General features: G+C 72.7%; 14 protein-coding genes. 10 read left to right on the top strand and 4 right to left on the bottom strand.

Features of this window, described 5'->3' with window-relative positions; all coding sequences use genetic code 11:
- Positions 1 to 155 precede the first annotated feature (155 nt).
- A complete protein-coding gene (locus HW837_RS44735; protein WP_045562659.1) occupies positions 156 to 1,088 on the bottom strand; it encodes a Ppx/GppA family phosphatase in 933 nt (310 codons plus the stop codon).
- A 71-nt stretch (positions 1,089 to 1,159) separates the two neighbouring features.
- Between HW837_RS44735 and HW837_RS44730 the strand changes: the two genes are divergently transcribed.
- On the top strand, positions 1,160 to 2,071 hold the full coding sequence (locus tag HW837_RS44730) for a DUF3109 family protein (RefSeq protein ID WP_060883764.1): 912 nt from the start codon (positions 1,160 to 1,162) through the stop codon (positions 2,069 to 2,071).
- Positions 2,072 to 2,194: 123 nt separating this feature from the next.
- Here HW837_RS44730 and HW837_RS44725 read toward each other — a convergent pair whose 3' ends face one another.
- Positions 2,195 to 4,075 carry a BACON domain-containing protein gene (locus HW837_RS44725; RefSeq protein ID WP_193382170.1) on the bottom strand — a complete coding sequence of 627 codons (1,881 nt, stop codon included), beginning with the start codon at positions 4,073 to 4,075 and terminating at the stop codon, positions 2,195 to 2,197.
- 313 nt (positions 4,076 to 4,388) lie between these two features.
- Here HW837_RS44725 and HW837_RS44720 point away from each other — a divergent pair, with 313 nt between their 5' ends.
- The 3 genes from HW837_RS44720 (at position 4,389) to disA (ending at position 8,587) form a co-directional block, all read left to right on the top strand.
- Positions 4,389 to 5,783 carry a hypothetical protein gene (locus HW837_RS44720; protein WP_045562656.1) on the top strand — a complete coding sequence of 465 codons (1,395 nt, stop codon included), beginning with the start codon at positions 4,389 to 4,391 and terminating at the stop codon, positions 5,781 to 5,783.
- A gap of 188 nt (positions 5,784 to 5,971) precedes the next feature.
- Entirely contained in the window at positions 5,972 to 7,381 is a 1,410-nt protein-coding gene (gene radA, locus HW837_RS44715; RefSeq protein ID WP_045562655.1) for a DNA repair protein RadA, read from the top strand.
- An 81-nt stretch (positions 7,382 to 7,462) separates the two neighbouring features.
- Positions 7,463 to 8,587: a DNA integrity scanning diadenylate cyclase DisA gene (gene disA / locus HW837_RS44710; protein ID WP_045562654.1), complete on the top strand. Its 1,125-nt coding sequence runs from the start codon at positions 7,463 to 7,465 to the stop codon at positions 8,585 to 8,587.
- 52 nt (positions 8,588 to 8,639) lie between these two features.
- On the opposite strand, the gene HW837_RS44705 is transcribed toward disA, so the two are convergent.
- A complete protein-coding gene (locus HW837_RS44705; RefSeq protein ID WP_045562653.1) occupies positions 8,640 to 9,479 on the bottom strand; it encodes a hypothetical protein in 840 nt (279 codons plus the stop codon).
- 346 nt (positions 9,480 to 9,825) lie between these two features.
- Between HW837_RS44705 and HW837_RS44700 the strand changes: the two genes are divergently transcribed.
- The 6 genes from HW837_RS44700 to cseC all read left to right on the top strand — a co-directional run bounded on the left by HW837_RS44700 (position 9,826) and on the right by cseC (position 15,723).
- A complete protein-coding gene (locus tag HW837_RS44700) occupies positions 9,826 to 10,872 on the top strand; it encodes an LLM class flavin-dependent oxidoreductase (RefSeq protein ID WP_193382175.1) in 1,047 nt (348 codons plus the stop codon).
- A 158-nt stretch (positions 10,873 to 11,030) separates the two neighbouring features.
- Positions 11,031 to 11,984: an A/G-specific adenine glycosylase gene (locus HW837_RS44695; RefSeq protein WP_193382171.1), complete on the top strand. Its 954-nt coding sequence runs from the start codon at positions 11,031 to 11,033 to the stop codon at positions 11,982 to 11,984.
- A gap of 295 nt (positions 11,985 to 12,279) precedes the next feature.
- A complete protein-coding gene (locus HW837_RS44690; protein ID WP_045562650.1) occupies positions 12,280 to 12,831 on the top strand; it encodes a SigE family RNA polymerase sigma factor in 552 nt (183 codons plus the stop codon).
- A complete protein-coding gene (locus HW837_RS44685; protein WP_045562649.1) occupies positions 12,819 to 13,499 on the top strand; it encodes a hypothetical protein in 681 nt (226 codons plus the stop codon). Before HW837_RS44690 ends, HW837_RS44685 begins: the two co-directional genes overlap by 13 nt.
- A 65-nt stretch (positions 13,500 to 13,564) precedes the next feature.
- The gene (gene cseB, locus HW837_RS44680) at positions 13,565 to 14,281 is read left to right on the top strand and encodes a two-component system response regulator CseB (protein WP_045562648.1); all 717 of its coding nucleotides are present in this window, start codon (positions 13,565 to 13,567) and stop codon (positions 14,279 to 14,281) included.
- Complete coding sequence (gene cseC, locus HW837_RS44675; RefSeq protein ID WP_371271926.1) at positions 14,170 to 15,723, top strand: two-component system sensor histidine kinase CseC; 1,554 nt, start codon at positions 14,170 to 14,172, stop codon at positions 15,721 to 15,723. Before cseB ends, cseC begins: the two co-directional genes overlap by 112 nt.
- 249 nt (positions 15,724 to 15,972) lie before the next feature.
- Here the strand turns inward: cseC and HW837_RS44670 are convergent, their stop codons facing one another.
- Positions 15,973 to 17,598, bottom strand: coding sequence for an MDR family MFS transporter (locus tag HW837_RS44670; protein WP_193382172.1), 1,626 nt, complete (start codon positions 17,596 to 17,598; stop codon positions 15,973 to 15,975).
- Positions 17,599 to 17,728 lie beyond the last annotated feature (130 nt).

The following is a 17,728-nucleotide window of genomic DNA, read 5'->3' as shown; positions in this document are numbered from 1 at the left end:
CCGCCGTGCGCCGTCGGGGTGGCCGCACGTCGGCAGCCGCAGGCCCGATGGGGGTTGTTCGCGCAGTTCCCCGCGCCCCTGACAGACCAGGCCCCCGCGGGCCTGAAAATCACGGGCCGCAGCCGACGACGCACCCCACCCGGCGTGCTCTCCCCCTACGCCGTGCCCATGTGATCCAGCCGCCGCAGGATCACACCCTCCCGGAGCGCCCACGGGCAGATCTCCAGCGTCTCCACCTGGAACAGATCCATCGCCGCCTCCGCGACCAACGCCCCCGCGAGGAGCTGGTTGGCCCGCCCCTCGGACACGCCCGGCAGAGCGGCCCGCTGAGCGGTGGTCATACCGGCGAGCTTGGGGACCCAGGACTCCAACGCCTCACGCTTGAGGTCGCGCTGGACGTACAGCCCCTCCGCGGAGCGCGCCGCGCCGCCGATACGGGCCAGCTGCTTGAAGGTCTTGGACGTCGCCACGACATGGTCGGGGGCGCCGAAACGGCTGAACTCCCCGACCGTACGGGCGATCTGGGCCCGCACATGCCGCCGCAGGGCCCGGATGTCGTCGGGGGTGGGCGGATCGCCGGGGAGCCACCCGGCGGTCAGGCGGCCGGCGCCGAGCGGCAGCGAGGCGGCGGCGTCGGGCTCCTCGTCTATGCCGTAGGCGATCTCCAGGGAGCCGCCGCCGATGTCGAGGACGAGCAGCTTGCCCGCCGACCAGCCGAACCACCGGCGGACGGCGAGGAAGGTCAGCCGGGCCTCCTCGGCGCCGGTGAGCACCTGGAGCTCCACGCCGGTCTCGTCCTTGACCCGGGCGAGGACGGCGTCGGCGTTGCTCGCCTCCCGCACCGCGGACGTGGCGAACGGGAGCATCTCCTCGACACCCTTGTCCTCGGCGGCCTGGCGCGCCTCGTGGACGACGGCTATGAGTTTGTCGACCCCGTCGGGGTCGATGGCCCCGGCCTCGTCGAGGAGTTGGGCAAGGCGCAGCTCCACCTTGTGCGAATGCGCGGGCAGGGGGCGCGCGCCCGGGTGTGCGTCCACCACCAGCAGATGCACCGTGTTCGATCCCACGTCGAGGACACCGAGTCTCATGTACGGAACGCTACTGCCAGCGAAGCCGTGCGCCGTCCTCGATGCGGCTTCGGGCGCCGTACCCTGGTCAGGTGCCAAAGACGAAAAAGGCAAAGGCCGACAAGTCGGCAGCGGTAACGGCGTCGGGAGCGGCGGCGACCGGCGGCTCGTCGCGGGCGAAGGCGGCGACGAAGCCGGCGAAGTCGACGAAGGGCTCGGCGGAGTCCGTCGAGCCGGACGAGAAGGGGCTCGATTTCGCGCGCGCGTGGGTGGAGTTCCCTGATCCGGCGGACGACGAGCAGGTCTTCCGCTGCGATCTGACATGGCTGACCTCTCGCTGGAACTGCGTCTTCGGCAGCGGCTGCCAGGGCATCCAGGCGGGCCGCGCGGCGGACGGATGCTGCACCCTGGGTGCCCACTTCTCGGACGAGGACGACGAGAAGCGCGTCGCCGAGCATGTGGCGAGGCTCACTCCGGAGATCTGGCAGTTCCACGATGTGGGCACGGAGACCGGCTGGGTCTCGAAGGACGAGGACGGCGACCGCCAGACCCGTCCGTACAAGGGGTCGTGCATCTTCCAGAACCGGCCGGGGTTCGCCGGGGGCGCGGGCTGCTCGCTGCACATCCTGGCGCTCCGGGAGGGCCGCGAGCCGCTGGAGACCAAGCCGGACGTCTGCTGGCAGTTGCCGATCCGCCGCACGTACGACTGGATCGACCGGCCCGACGACACTCGGGTGCTCCAGGTGTCGATCGGCGAGTACGACCGTCGCGGCTGGGGCCCCGGCGGTCACGACCTGCACTGGTGGTGCACATCGGCGACGTCGGCGCACGGCGCGGGCGACCCGGTGTACGTCTCGTACCGCCCGGAGTTGATCGAGCTGATGGGCAAGGCGGGGTACGACCGCCTGGTCGAGCTGTGCGAGCAGCGCCTGGCCTCCCGACTGCCCCTGGTGGCCCCTCACCCGGCGGACCCGACGGAACCGACGGCCCCCGCGGGCCGATAGGCGCGCAGAGGGGATAGAGGGGATACCGCCGACAGGACCCACCATCGGCCACGGCCACCGGGCGACCGGTGGCCGGGCGACGGACCACAGGCCTCTTTTCCGACCGTCGGCTGCGCCCGTGGGCTACGACGCCGGCGGCGGGTCGCCGCCTCCGTCGCCCGGGGGTGGTGTGGGGTCGCCCGGGTCCGTGGGGGCGGGGGCTGTGGGCGTCGGGGTCGGGTCCGGCTGGGCCGGGCCGGTGGGGGTGGGGTCCGGGTCGGGCGTGGGCGGCGGGGCGGTGGGCCCCGGGGCGTCCGGGTCCGGGACGGGTGCGGTCGGCCGGGGGTCGACCGGCGGTGTCGGCGCCGGACCGTAGCCCTCGATCGTCACCACGGCGTCCGCCGGGGCCAGCGTCACCCGCGCGGTCCAGTACCCGGAGGGCTCGCTCAGCTGGTCGACGTACACCTTGATCGTCAGGGACTCGCCGGGTTTCAGGGTGCCCGAGGACTGGCTGAGGTAGAGCCAGTCGGCCCCGGTGCGGGCGGACCAGCGGACGGCCGAGTCCCCGGTCGCTCTGAGCGTGATGAGCGTGGTGTCACCGTCGTTCGCGGCGGCGACGGCCAGCGCGCCCCGCCCTCTGCCCTGGGTGACCTCCACGGACACGTCGTCCGCCGCATGCCTGCCTCGGCCGCGGCGGGCGTCGGGCCGGCTCCGGGCGTTGCCGGCGTTCTCGTAGGCGTCGCCACTGCCGTCTCCGACCGTGCCGTCGCCGTCGCCCTGCTCCTGGCCCGCGCTGACCGACCGGCCGTCGCCGCCCTCGCCGATGAGGGGGGCGCCCCGGTAGGCGGCCCAGAGCGCGAAGACGGGCGCGGCGACGACGGTCGCGACGACGGTGGTGGTCACGGCCCGCGCGCGCAGCCGCTCCCGGCGGGCAGCGCGGTCCCTCGGGTCCATGGGGAAGCCGCGCCGGTCGAAGCGCGGGGCGCCGCCCCGCGCGCGCGTGAGGTGGGACATCGCGGGCCCGAGGACGGCGCGCGGCGCTTCGAGCACCGGCAGCGCGTCGGGCGTGACGGTGGTGCCGGGCCAGCGGCCGGGGACGGCGCGCTCGGCGGCGCGCCGGCAGACGGGGCAGTCGTCGACGTGCCGGACGAGCTCGCGGCGCAGGGCGGCGCTCAGGACGAGCTGGTGGTCGCCGGTGAGGCGGGCGACGCTCGGACAGGCGCCGGTCTCGACGACGGCGAGGGCGGCCCGGGTGCGCTCCACCTCGCAGGCGGCGGAGGCGAGCAGCTCCCGCGCGGCGGTCTGGTCCATGCCCAGCACGGCGGCGACCTCGTGCGCGGTGAGCTGGTGCCGTACGGCCAGCTCCAGGGCCTCGCGCTGCTCGGGCGTGGTGCCGGCGGCCTCCGGCCAGGCGAGCAAGGAGAGTTCACGGCGCCGCTGCCGTTGCTCCTCCTCGGAGAGAACCACACCCCTGACGGCGCTCTCGCCGGCGCGCGACTTCTCCGAGCGCCCTTTCGTCTTGTCCGAGCGCCCTTTCGTCGACCGCGAGATTTCCGAACGCGGCGGTTCCGAACGCGACTTGTCCGGGCGCGTCACCTCGGCGTACGGCATCTCGGCGTACGACGCCTCCGCGTACGCCCCCTCGCCGCGGGCCCGGTCCTCCACCCCGCCGGCGTGCGCGGTTCGGCGCGCGGAGGCGTGCGCGCCCGGACGCTTCTGCCTGGCCTCGGCGAGCTTGCGCAGACAGGCCCAGCGGGCCAGCGCGTACAGCCAGGCGCGGTGCTCCGCGGTGTCCGGCCCCCGGCGCCGCTCGGCGAGCGCGAGCACGTCGGCGAGGGCGGCCGTGGCCGCGTCGCGGTCGCACAGCACGGACATGCAGTAGGTGAACAGGCCGTCCAGGTACGGCTCGTAGCGCGCCGGCGGGCGCTGGGCCACCGCGTGCGCCGCCGCCCGATCGCGCGCCTCACGGTGCGCCCGGTGTGCGCCGGTGGTGCGGGTCGAGGTCTCCGGACTGATGCTCATCATTCATGGACGGTAGGCGCCCGGAACCAGCACCTTCTCACCCCTTGAGCACATTTACTCCGTACGGGTGAAACGATCCCTCATAAGGGGACAGGAATCCCGCATTCCGCGGCGCGCGCGAAGCATGGCCAAATGTTGTGCACTTTATTGACCGCGACTAGAAAATAGCCCTACCTTCCATGGGGCCGGAGTTACTCCCAGGTACGTCCGGGCCGCATCCCCACGTCTCCATGTCTCCACGTCCGCCTCTTCGTCCCCTTACTCCCCCCTCTTCCCCTTCTTCCCCTTTTCTTCGCGTCGACAGGAGCCCCACCCCATGGCCGTACGCATCCGACGCTCCACCCGCCGCCCCACCGGCCGCGCCCTCGCCGCGCTGGCCGCGACCGTCGTCCTCTCCCTGACCGGCGCCTCCGTCTCGGCCGCCGCCCCCCAGAGCGCCGCGCCCGCCGTGGAACGCCTCACCGGCACGCTCCCCGACGGCGCCGCCTGGATAGCGGACGTCCCGGAGAACTGGAACGGCACCCTGATCGTCTTCAGCCACGGCTTCGGCGCGACGACGCCGCAGAACGCCCCCCGCGAGGCCGTACGCCTCCGCCTCCTCGAAGAGGGCTACGCCCTCACCGGCTCCTCCTACGACGTGAGCGAGACCCTCTGGGCCCTGGAGAGCGCGGAGCGCGACCAGGTCGCCACCGTCGCGGCAGTCACCGAGCGGATCGGCGAGCCCACCCGCACCCTCTCCATCGGCCAGTCCATGGGCGGACTGGTCAACGCCCGGCTCGCCCGCTCGGGCGCCGGCGGGATCGACGGCGCCCTCGGCCTCTGCGGGCTCGTGGCCGGAGCCAACGACCTGCACACCTATCAGCTCGACGCCGAGTACACGATCGCCCGGCTCCTGCTCCCCGGCACTCCCGTGAAGCTGGTGGACTTCGACTCCGAGGCCGAGGGCGCCGCCACCGGCCGACAGCTCACCGACGCCGTCGTCGCCGCCCAGCAGACCCCCGAGGGCCGCGCCCGGATCGCCCTCGCCGCCGCCTACCTCAACCTGCCCACCTGGGCACCCGGCAAGGCGCGCCCCGCAGCGGGCGACCGGGACGAGCAGCAGGCCCAGCAGTACGCGTGGCTGGCCCAGGGCATGCTCAACCGCGTCGAGCCCGCCCGCTTCCACGTCGAGAAGGCCCTCGGCGGCAACAACTCCGGGAACAAGGGCGTCGACTACGCGCGCGTGCTCGCGAGCTCCCAGCACGCGCCCCTGGTCAAGGCCCTCTACAAGAAGGCCGGCCTGGATCTGCGAGCCGATCTGCGCGACCTGACCACCCACGCCGACATCACCGCCGACCCGGCCGCCGTCGCCGCCGGCCGGCGCACGTCCTCCGCCGGCCAGGGCCTCGCCGTCCCCCTCCTCGACATCCACACCACCGCCGACGACCTCGTGCCCGTCGAGCAGGAGTCCCGCTTCGCCGCCCGGGTCCGCGCCTCCGGCGACGCCGCGCAGCTCCGCCAGGCCTACGTCGAACGCCAGGGCCACTGCGCCTTCACCACCGCCGAGACGGTGGCCGCGCTCCACGCCCTGGAGTCCCGCCTCGACACCGGCCGCTGGGGCGCGTCCGCCACCCCGGCCGCCCTCCAGTCCGCCGCCACGGCCCTCGGCCTCGACGGCGCGGCGTACATCCCGTACCGCCCGGCCGAACTGACCATCGGCCCCCGCCCGTAGGCGACCGAACGCACGGAAGGCCCCGTGCCCCGAAGGGGCGCGGGGAACTGCGCGAGACGCCCCACGCACCCGCACCCTCCTCTCCCCTCCCCTGCCCCCGCCCCCGCCCCCGCCCCGGAAGCCCGTCCCCCCACACCCCCTTCGCCCACCCGTCGGACACTGTCAGTGCCCTCCGTTACGGTTCGTCCATGGCTGCCCGTACGAAGACCGCGAAGGACCGCCCGGCATACCGCTGCACGGAATGCGGCTGGCAGACGGCCAAGTGGCTGGGCCGCTGCCCCGAGTGCCAGGCCTGGGGCACGGTCGAGGAGTACGGCACCCCGGCCGTCCGCACCACGGCCCCCGGCCGCGTCACGACCTCCGCCGTCCCCATCGCCCAAGTGGACGGCCGCCAGGCCACCGCCCGCTCCACCGGCGTCCCCGAGCTGGACCGCGTCCTCGGCGGCGGCCTGATCCCCGGCGCCGTGGTCCTCCTCGCCGGCGAGCCCGGCGTGGGCAAGTCCACCCTCCTCCTCGACGCCGCCGCCAAGTCCGCGAGCGCCGAACACCCCACCCTCTACGTCACCGGCGAGGAGTCGGCCAGCCAGGTCCGCCTGCGCGCCGACCGCATCGGCGCCCTCCACGACCACCTCTACCTCGCCGCCGAGACCGACCTCTCCGCCGTCCTCGGCCACTTGGACGCGGTCAAGCCGTCCCTCCTGATCCTCGACTCGGTCCAGACCGTCGCCTCGCCCGAGATCGACGGCGCCCCCGGCGGCATGGCCCAGGTCCGCGAGGTCGCCGGCGCCCTGATCCGCGCCTCCAAGGAGCGCGGCATGTCGACGCTCCTCGTGGGCCACGTCACCAAGGACGGCGCCATCGCGGGCCCCCGTCTCCTGGAGCACCTGGTCGACGTGGTCCTGAGCTTCGAGGGCGACCGCCACGCCCGCCTCCGCCTGGTCCGCGGCGTGAAGAACCGCTACGGCGCGACGGACGAGGTGGGCTGCTTCGAGCTGCACGACGAGGGCATCACCGGCCTGACCGACCCCAGCGGTCTGTTCCTCACCCGCCGCGACGAGCCCGTCCCCGGCACCTGCCTCACCGTCACCCTGGAGGGCCGCCGCCCCCTGGTCGCGGAAGTGCAGTCGCTCACAGTCGACTCGCAGCTCCCCTCCCCCCGCCGGACCACCTCCGGCCTGGAGACCTCCCGGGTCTCGATGATGCTGGCGGTCCTGGAGCAGCGCGGCCGGATCAGCGCCCTCGGCAAGAGGGACATCTACTCGGCGACGGTCGGCGGCGTGAAGCTCTCGGAGCCCGCCGCGGACCTCGCGATCGCCCTGGCCCTGGCCTCCGCGGCGACCGACACCCCCCTGCCCAAGAACCTGGTGGCGATCGGCGAGGTGGGCCTCGCGGGCGAGGTCAGACGGGTCACGGGCGTCCAGCGCAGGCTGTCCGAAGCACACCGTCTGGGGTTCACGCACGCGCTCGTTCCGTCCGATCCGGGCAAGGTTCCTCCCGGTATGAAGGTCCTGGAAGTGGCCGACATGGGAGACGCGCTGCGGGTACTGCCGCGATCCCGTCGTCGAGAGGCCCCACGGGACGAGGAGGACCGCCGGTAGACTTTGCCCAGGTCTCGCCCGTCCGTACGAACCACGTGTGCGAAACGGGAGCGCCCCAGAACCTGCGACCGGAGGAGTGCAGTGGCAGCCAACGACCGGGCAGCAGCTCCCGGAAAGTCCGGTGGGAGCTCCGGTGCCGATGGCCTGATGCGCGCCTCACTGAGCGCCGTGGCCCCAGGCACGGCCCTGCGCGACGGGCTTGAACGGATTCTCCGCGGCAACACCGGCGGACTCATCGTGCTGGGCTTCGACAAGACCGTCGAGCCGATGTGCACCGGCGGTTTCGTCCTGGATGTCGAGTTCACCGCCACGCGTCTGCGTGAGCTGTGCAAGCTCGACGGCGGCATCGTGCTGTCCTCGGACCTCTCCAAGATCCTCCGTGCGGGCGTCCAGCTGGTCCCCGACCCGATGATCCCCACGGAGGAGACGGGCACCCGCCACCGCACGGCCGACCGCGTCAGCAAGCAGGTGGGTTTCCCGGTCGTCTCGGTCTCCCAGTCGATGCGCCTCATCGCGCTCTACGTCGACGGACAGCGCCGTGTCCTGGAGGACTCGGCCGCGATCCTCTCCCGGGCCAACCAGGCCCTCGCCACCCTGGAGCGCTACAAGCTGCGCCTGGACGAGGTGGCGGGCACGCTCTCCGCGCTGGAGATCGAGGACCTGGTGACGGTCCGGGACGTCTCGGCGGTCGCCCAGCGGCTGGAGATGGTCCGCCGCATCGCCACCGAAATCGCCGAATACGTGGTCGAACTGGGCACGGACGGCCGTCTCCTGGCCCTCCAGCTCGACGAACTGATCGCGGGCGTGGAACCGGAGCGCGAGCTGGTGGTCCGGGACTACGTCCCCGAGCCCACCGCCAAGCGCTCCCGCACGGTCGACGAGGCCCTCCACGAACTGGACGCCCTCACCCACGCCGAGCTCCTCGAACTGCCCACGGTCGCCCGCGCCCTCGGCTACACCGGCTCCCCCGAGGGCATGGACTCGGCCGTCTCCCCGCGCGGCTTCCGCCTCCTCGCGAAGGTCCCGCGCCTCCCGGGCGCCATCATCGACCGCCTCGTGGAACACTTCGGCGGCCTCCAGAAGCTGCTGGCGGCCAGCGTCGACGACCTCCAGACGGTCGACGGCGTCGGCGAGGCCCGGGCCCGCAGCGTCCGCGAGGGCCTGTCCCGCCTGGCGGAGTCGTCCATCCTGGAACGCTACGTCTGACGACCCGCCCCGGGCCGTCGACCCCGGCCGGCCCGGCCGGCCGCCCCGACCGTCAGTCCTTCTCCAGCACGAAGGACGTCCGAGCCGTGGCCAGCCCCGGCGCCTTCGCCTCGACGAGGTACGTCCCCGCCGTCGCCGAACCGGCCGCGGGCGTCGCGCAGTTGGGCGCGCTGGGGTCACGGTTCCACTCGACGGTGTAGGTGACCCGGTCCCCGGCCGGCACCTTGAACATCAGGCTGCCCGCCGTCTCATGGCAGTCGTCGGACGCCCAGAACGTGTCGTCCGCATCGGCCGGCGTGATCGTCACCACCGTGTTGTCCGGCCCGAGGTCGAGCTTGCAGTCCCCGCCGGAGGAGTTGCGGGCGATGAGTTCGAACGTGGGGTTCGCCCCGGGTTCGTACGCGTTGCGCACACTGCGCACGGTCAACTTCACGGCCCCGGCGGTGCAGTTGGGCAGACTGGACCCGGCCGGAACCTGCTCGCCGGAACTGCTCCCGTTCTTGCCGCCGCCGTCGGACGTACCGCCGCCCGTCGCACCGGCCCCACCGGTCGTGTCCCCGCCGCCGGCACCCGACCCGGAACCGGACCCCGAACCGCCGCCCGCCCCGGACCCGGAGCTGTCGCCCCCGGAGCCCGACTCGTCACCCGACTCGTCGCGTCCGCCCGGCGCTTGACTGATCGCGGGACCGGAACCGGAGGGCCCGGGAGTGATCGAGGTCGCGGGATTCTTGCCGTCGGGCCCACCCGCGTCGTTGTCGCCGCCGCCACCGCCGCCGGTGACGACCCACACGACGAGGATCGCGAGCAGACCGACGACGGTCAGCAGAACGGCCCTCCGTCGCCAGTAGATGGTGGAGGGAAGCGGCCCGATCGGATTGCGCAGAGATCCCACGGCGCAAACTGTACGAGAGATCCGGCACTCCGCTGGCGCCACCCGCCGCCCGAAACCTCAACTTTTCCAGATCATCATCCCGGTCGTTCCCGTGATCGCCCCGAACGGGCCCGCCATGATCGCGGTGCGTGATCACAACGCCCGTAGACGCACGTTCCGTGACCGATCCCCGGTCGTACGATCGACACCAACTCCCCACCTCTCCAAGCCTTTTCACGACGGAACTCGAACACACCGGCCCCCGCCACCGAGTCCACCCCTCACCTCCCGCCCCACCTGCCACAATCGACTCCATCACCGAAGCGTGCCGCAGGACTTGGAGAAGACGATGGCCGGATCCGGGAGCATGGACAACGGCGCCGGCGCACCGGAGCCGAGGCCGCTGCGGAAGCTGGGGTTCCTGACCATCGGGCTGTTCGACGAGGCCGACCCGCGCCGGGGCCATGAGTCCACGCTGGAGATCATCGAACTGGGCGAGCGGCTCGGCTTCGACAGCGCGTGGCTGCGCCACCGTCATCTGCAGTACGGCATCTCCTCCCCCGTCGCGGTCCTGGCGGCGGCTTCGCAGCGCACGAGCCGTATCGAACTGGGCACCGCCGTCATCCCGTTGGGCTGGGAGAACCCGCTGCGGCTCGCCGAGGACCTGGCCACGGTGGACCTCCTCTCCAGCGGGCGGCTCAACCCGGGGATCAGCGTCGGACCGCCGATGCACTACGACACCGTCAAGGCGGCGCTCTACCCGGACACCGCCGACGCGGAGGACTTCGGCTTCGACAGGGTCGGCCGGCTCCTGGGCTTCGTACGCGGCGAGGCGGCCACGGACTTCAGCGGCACCGAGGGGTTCGAGGTCTTCTCCGACCGGGTCCAGCCGTACTCCCCCGGGCTGGGCGCCCGGATGTGGTACGGCGGGGGCAGCCTGCGGTCGGCGCGGTGGGCCGGTGAGAACGGGATGAACTTCCTGACCAGCAGCGTGGTGAAGGCGGAGGGCGGGACGACCGGGGCGGTGGACTTCGCCGGTGTCCAGCTCTCCCACATCCGGGAGTTCCGGGCGCACCATCCCGACAGGGCCGAGGCCCGGGTCTCGCAGGGCCTCGTCGTCATCCCCACCGACTCGGCGACGCCGGAGCAGCGCGCCAGGTACGAGGCGTACGCGGCGCAGCGGCTGCCCCGGACCGCGGCGCCGCAGGGGCCGGGGCGACTGCTGTTCGCGCCGGACCTGGTGGGCACGTCCGCGGAGATCGCCGAGCGGCTGCGGGCGCACGTCGCGTTCCGCGAGGTCGACGAGGTGGCCTTCGCGCTGCCGTTCACCTTCGAGCACGAGGACTACGTCCAGATCCTGACGGACATCGCGACGAGGCTGGGGCCGGAGCTGGGGTGGCATCCGACCGGCTGACGGCCGGGGTGAGAAGCGCGGGGCGCAGCCCCCGCTTTTCAGGGGCGCGGGGAACTGCGCGAGAAGCCCCAGCGGACCCGCACCCGGCCGACCGACCCGAGACACCCCCCACCAGAACCCGCCCCCACCACACCCCGCATGGCAGGATCGACCGTGCCATGACTGCACCCACGAAACCTCAGAGCAGCCCTGCCGACGCGACCCCCACCTCCACCCCCACCGCCGGGTCCACCCCCGCCCCCTCCGCCCTGCACACCCCGGTGATCGCCTGGTTCGAGACGCACGCCCGTGATCTGCCCTGGCGCCGGCCGGAGGCCGGGCCCTGGGGCGTGATGGTCAGCGAGTTCATGCTCCAGCAGACGCCGGTCAACCGGGTACTGCCCGTCTACGAGCAGTGGTTGGCCCGCTGGCCCCGTCCGGCGGACCTCGCGAAGGAACCACCGGGCGAGGCGGTGCGCGCCTGGGGCCGGCTCGGTTACCCCCGTCGCGCCCTGCGGCTCCACGGCGCGGCGGTGGCCATAACGGAACGGCACGGCGGCGACGTACCGCGCGATCACGCGCAGTTGCTCGCGCTGCCGGGGATCGGGGAGTACACGGCCGCGGCGGTGGCGTCGTTCGCGTACGGGCAGCGGCACGCCGTGCTCGACACGAACGTGCGGCGGGTCTTCGCCCGTGCGGTGAGCGGCACGCAGTACCCGCCGAACGCGACCACCGCCGCCGAGCGGAAGCTGGCGCGGGCCCTGCTGCCCGACGACGACGGGACGGCGTCCCGGTGGGCGGCCGCGTCGATGGAGCTGGGCGCGCTGGTGTGCACCGCGAAGAACGAGACGTGCGCGCGGTGCCCGATCGCCGGGCAGTGCGCCTGGCGGCTGGCCGGGAAGCCCGCGCACGAGGGGCCGGCGCGGCGCGGTCAGACGTACGCCGGTACCGACCGTCAGGTCCGCGGCAAGCTCCTCGCCGTCCTGCGGGACGCGATCGCGCCGGTGCCGCAGGCGGTGCTCGACCGGGTGTGGGACGAGCCGGTGCAGCGGGCCCGCGCTCTGGACGGACTGGTCTCCGACGGACTGGTGGAACCCCTCCCGGGCGGCCTCTACCGCCTTCCCCTCACCTGACCCTCCGGCGTCGTCGACGGGGTAAACCGGCCCATCTCCGCCGCAAAGCCCACCCCGCTTTACCCCGTTCCTACTTCTGTTACACAACCGACGGACAGCCGAGCGTTCTCCGCAGGCTGCCTCGGACGTCTCCGTGACAACCCCTCCGTAGCTTCATCGGCGTACCGCAGAAACCCGCGAAACGAACCAGCGGATCCGGCGGGACGAGCTACACGCACCAGCACACGAAGCGGCGGACGACCGGCATCGCGCGGACAGCGCGGACGCCGGAAACGGGGAACGGAGGCGGTTGATCATGGCGCACGGCGAGGTGCTCGAATTCGAGGAGTACGTCCGTACCCGGCAGGACGCGCTGCTGCGCAGCGCCCGCCGGCTCGTGCCGGATCCGGTGGACGCCCAGGATCTGCTGCAGACGGCGCTGGCGCGGACGTACGGCCGCTGGGACGGCATCGCGGACAAGCGTCTCGCGGACGCCTATCTGCGCCGGGTCATGATCAACACGCGGACGGAGTGGTGGCGGGCCCGCAAGCTGGAGGAGGTCCCGACCGAGCAGCTGCCGGACGCCTGCATCGAGGACTCCACCGAGCAGCACGCGGACCGCGCCCTCCTGATGGACATCATGAAGGTGCTGGCACCCAAGCAGCGCAGTGTCGTGGTGCTGCGACACTGGGAGCAGATGTCCACGGAGGAGACGGCCGCCGCCCTCGGCATGTCGGCCGGCACGGTCAAGAGCACGCTGCACCGTGCGCTGGCCCGGCTCCGCGAGGAGCTGGAGTCGCGGGACCACGAAGAGCGCGCCGCCCGTGCGCTCGAAGCGAGCGAGGAGCAGGAGCGTTGCGCGGCCTGAGCACAGCGGCCGGCCCCCGTCCCGGGGCCAGGCAGGCCACGAAGGCGGTGATCACGGCGGTGGCCGTGCTCGCCGCCCTCGCCCTTTCCGTGTCCGCCTGCGGCACGGGCGGCACCGGCGCGCGGGACGAGGGGCCGGCCGACTCCCTCGCGGCGGGCGGGGCGACACCGTCCGCCTCCGGTTCGGCGGACGCCGCCGGGGACGGCGACCACCCGAGTGTCGACGAGGTCGTCCGGATGGTCCGCGCGGACCCGGAGGTCAGCAAGGCGGTCAAGAGCGACCTGAAGCCGTGCGTGGCCGACGAGTACCCGGTGGACGTGACGTACGGGGATCTGACCGGGGGTTCGTCGGACGACCTCGTGGTCAACGTGATGACCTGCGCGGACGCCGTCGGCGTGGCGTCGTACGTCTACCGCGCGGAGAAGAAGGGGACGTACCGCGGCGTCTTCCTGTCCGAACAGCCCCCCGTCTACGCGGAGATCGACCGGGGCGACCTCCTGGTCACCCGTCAGCTGTACGAGAATGGCGATCCGTCCTCGTATCCGTCCAGCGAGGAAGTGACCACCTATCGCTGGATCAAGGACGACTTCGTCCAGCGTTCCAGCACGCGCACCGAGTACAGCACCGCGGTGGGCGGCACGGAGTCGGCGACCCCCGAGCAGGGCTGAGCCGGGCCCGCCCGCCGTCACGACACCGGCGACCCCCTTCTACCGAGAGCGAGCGAGATCACCGGATGGCTGAGCAGACCCATGTCCTGTTCGTCGAGGACGACGACGTCATCCGCGAGGCCACCCAGCTCGCCCTGGAGCGGGACGGCTTCGCGGTCACGGCCATGCCCGACGGGCTGTCGGGGCTGGAGGCGTTCCGCGCGGACCGGCCCGACATCGCCCTCCTCGACGTCATGGTCCCGGGCCTGGACGGGGTCTCCCTGTGCCGCCGCATCCGTGACGAGTCGACCGTCCCGGTGATCATGCTCTCCGCGCGAGCCGACTCCATCGACGTGGTGCTGGGCCTGGAGGCGGGCGCCGACGACTACGTGACCAAGCCGTTCGACGGCGCCGTCCTGGTCGCCCGGATCCGCGCGGTGCTGCGCCGCTTCGGCCACGCGAGCGGCGGTGACGCCAAGGCGGAGGAGGCCGGGGGCGCGGCCGCCGGAGGGGTGCTCACCTTCGGTGAACTCGGCGAACTGGTGATCGACACCGTGGGCATGGAGGTACGGAGGTCCGGGGAGCCGGTGGCCCTGACACCGACCGAGATGCGCCTGCTGCTGGAGTTCTCCTCCGCCCCGGGCACGGTCCTGTCCCGCGACAAGCTGCTCGAACGCGTGTGGGACTACGGCTGGGGTGGCGACACCCGGGTCGTCGACGTCCATGTCCAGCGGCTGCGCGCGAAGATCGGCCAGGACCGGATCGAGACGGTCCGCGGCTTCGGCTACAAGCTCAAGGCCTGAGCGGGGACGGGGCCGACATGGAATCGAGGGGGATACGAAGAGGGCGGGCGCCCGAGGCGGCACGCGCCGCCGACCGCCCGTCCGGCGCGGGGCCGGCCCCGGGATCCGCCCCAGGGCCGGCCTCGGGCATCCGGACGGGGCTGCGCTGGCAGTTGAGCGCGGCGATCGCCCTGGTCGGCGCGCTGGTGGCGGTCGCGCTGAGCCTCGTCGTGCACAACGCGGCGCGCGTCTCGATGCTCGACAACTCACGCGACCTCGCCGACGAGCGCATCCAGGTCGCCCAGCGGATGTACGAGTCGGGCCGCCCGCTGAAGTCGGGCGCCTTCGGGGTCAAGCTCGACGACCCCGACATCCCGAAGGACCTGCTGGCCAAGGTCAGCGAGGGGCGTCGGGCCACGTATGTGTCCGAGGGCGAGAACGGGGTGCCCGACATCTGGGCGGCCGTACCGCTGAAGGACAAGCGGGTCCTGTCCCTGCACACCGACTTCACCGACCACAGCTCGGCGGTGATGCGGGACCTCGACCAGGCCCTGCTCATCGGCTCGATCGCGGTCGTCTTCGGCGGCTCGGCCCTCGGGGTCCTCATCGGCGGCCAGATGTCCCGCCGGCTACGCAAGGCGGCGGCCGCCGCGCACGAGGTCGCCAAGGGCGAGTCGGACGTACGGGTGCAGGACGCGATCGGCGGTGTCGTACGCGACGAGACCGCGGAGCTGGCGCGGGCCGTCGACGCGATGGCCGACACCCTGCGGCAGCGCATCGAGGCGGAGCGCCGGGTGACGGCGGACATCGCCCACGAGCTGCGTACGCCGGTGACCGGACTGCTGACGGCCGCGGAACTGCTGCCCCCGGGCCGCCCCTCCGAGCTGGTCCGCGACCGGGCGCAGGCGATGCGGACGCTCGTGGAGGACGTGCTGGAGGTGGCCCGTCTCGACGGGGCCTCCGAGCGGGCCGAGTTGCAGGACATCATGCTGGGCGAGTTCGTGGCCCGGCGGGTGGCGGCGAAGAACGCGGACGTGCGGGTGCGGGTGGTGCACGAGTCCGAGGTGACGACCGACCCCCGCCGACTCGAACGGGTCCTGCTGAACCTGCTGGCCAACGCGGCGAAGCACGGCCGACCGCCGATCGAGGTGTCCGTGGAGGGCCGCGTCATCCGGGTCCGCGACCATGGCCCCGGCTTCCCCGAGGAACTCCTCGCCGACGGGCCCCGCCGCTTCCGTACCGGGGCCTCCGACCGGGCCGGCCAGGGGCACGGTCTCGGCCTCACCATCGCCGCCGGTCAGGCGCGCGTCCTCGGCGCCCGCCTCACCTTCCGCAACGTCCGCCCGCCCGGGTCCCCGGGCGGGGTCCCGGCGGAGGGGGCGGTCGCCGTCCTGTGGCTCCCGGAACACGCCCCGACGAACACGGGGAGCTACCCGATGCTGCCCATGTCGACCGACGCGTAGCCCTGCCGGGCGGGGGCCGGTTCTTCGGCTGCGGGCCCGGTGGGGCTTCTCGCGCAGTTCCCCGCGCCCCTGAAAGACCAGGCCCCCGTGGCCCTGTAAGGCGACCGGCGGCGGGCCTGAAAAGCACGGGGCGCAGCCCCTGCTTTTCAGGCGCGCGGGGAACTGCGCGACCAGCCCCCACCCACCCGCACCCGCCGACGCACCGAACCCCCCGAGCTCGACCGCGAACTCAGGGGGCCCACCGCACGATCAGACGGCCGCAGCCTCCTTCGCCCCGGCCTCCCCACCGGCCCCAGTCCCGCCGGCCCCCTCGGCCCCGCCCGCGCCGGAGGCCCCCGCTCCCCGCAACGGCACCTCCTTCACGAACACCGCCGCCACCAACGCCACCACGGAGACGATCGCCCCCAGCAGGAACGCCGAGTGCGTCCCGGAGGACACCGCGTACTGGTACGCCTCCCGCACCGCCTCCGGCAACTTCGCCATACTCGGCGCGTCCAGCTGCGCCGACTGCTCGGTCACCCTGGACCCCAGCGCCCCGGCCCGCTCGGCCATCACGTCCTGCACCCGGCTGTTGAACAACGCGCCCATGATCGCGACACCGAAGGACGACCCCAGGGTCCGGGCCAGCGTGGTCGTGGACGACGCGACCCCCATGTCCTTCATCTCGACGCTGTTCTGCGCGACCAGCATGGTGATCTGCATCAGGCATCCCATACCGGCACCCAGCACGGCCATGAACACCCCGGACGTCACCCGGCTCGTCCCCGTGTCCATCTGCGCCAGCAGGAACAGCCCCACGATCATCAGGACGCTCCCGACGACCGGGAAGACCTTGTAGCGGCCGCTGTTCGTGGTCACCCGCCCGGCCACCATCGACACCGCGAGCATCGCCCCGAGCATCGGCAGCAGCAACAGCCCGGAGTTGGTCGCGGACGCGCCCTGCACGGACTGCTGGTACAGCGGCAGGAACAGCACCGCGCCGAACATCACGAACCCGGTGAAGAAGCCGATCAGGGACATCAGCGTGAAGTTCCGGCTGCGGAAGATGTGCAGCGGGATCACCGGCTCGGCCACCCGCTTCTGCACGAACACGAACCCGACCAGCGAGGCCACGCCGAGCGCGATCAGCTCCATGATGACGGCCGACCCCCAGGCGTACTCCGTGCCGCCCCACGTGGTGACCAGCACGATCGCCGTGATGCCGACGGTCAGCAGGGCCGCGCCCAGATAGTCGATGTTCCGCGCCGACCGCCCCTCGCGCGACGGCTTCGGCAGGTGCAGCACGGCACTGACGGCGATCAGCGCCACGACCCCGAGCGGCAGGTTGATGTAGAAGGACCAGCGCCAGCCCCAGTGGTCCGTGATGGACCCGCCGACCAGCGGTCCGGCGATCATGGCGAGAGCCATCACCCCGGCCATCATGCCCTGGTACTTGCCGCGCTCCCGGGGCGGTATCAGGTCGCCGATGATCGCCATGACCCCGACCATCAGACCGCCGGCGCCGAGTCCCTGGATCGCGCGGAAGCCGATGAGCTGGCCCATGTCCTGGGCCATCCCGCTCAGCGCGGACCCGATCAGGAAGATCACGATCGAGGTCATGAAGATCCGCTTGCGGCCGTAGAGGTCGCCGAGCTTGCCCCAGATGGGCGTGGAGGCGGCGGTCGCGAGCGTGTAGGCGGTGACGACCCACGACAGGTGTTCGAGCCCGCCCAGCTCACCCACGATCGTCGGCATCGCCGTCCCGATGATCATGTTGTCGAGCATCGCGAGCAGCATGGCGATCATGAGTGCGAGCAGCACCACCCGCACACTGCGCGGCTGCGGCCCGTCCTTCTCGGCCCCACCGCTCACTTCGTTCTTCTTCTCCGCATCCATCGCGGTCCTCCACTCCCCCCGGAGCTTCCGTGCACTTACTTGCCGACCGGCTAGTTGTCTACACTGAGGGAAGCTAGGCCCCTAACTAGCCGGGCGTCAAGTAAGTTCGACGGGCTTGGCCGAGGCTTGA

This window comes from Streptomyces caniscabiei (genome assembly GCF_014930365.1).
In the GTDB taxonomy this organism is placed as follows: domain Bacteria; phylum Actinomycetota; class Actinomycetes; order Streptomycetales; family Streptomycetaceae; genus Streptomyces; species Streptomyces caniscabiei.
Note: the sequence above shows the minus strand (reverse complement) of the source record. Positions and strands in the feature narration are given on the sequence as shown.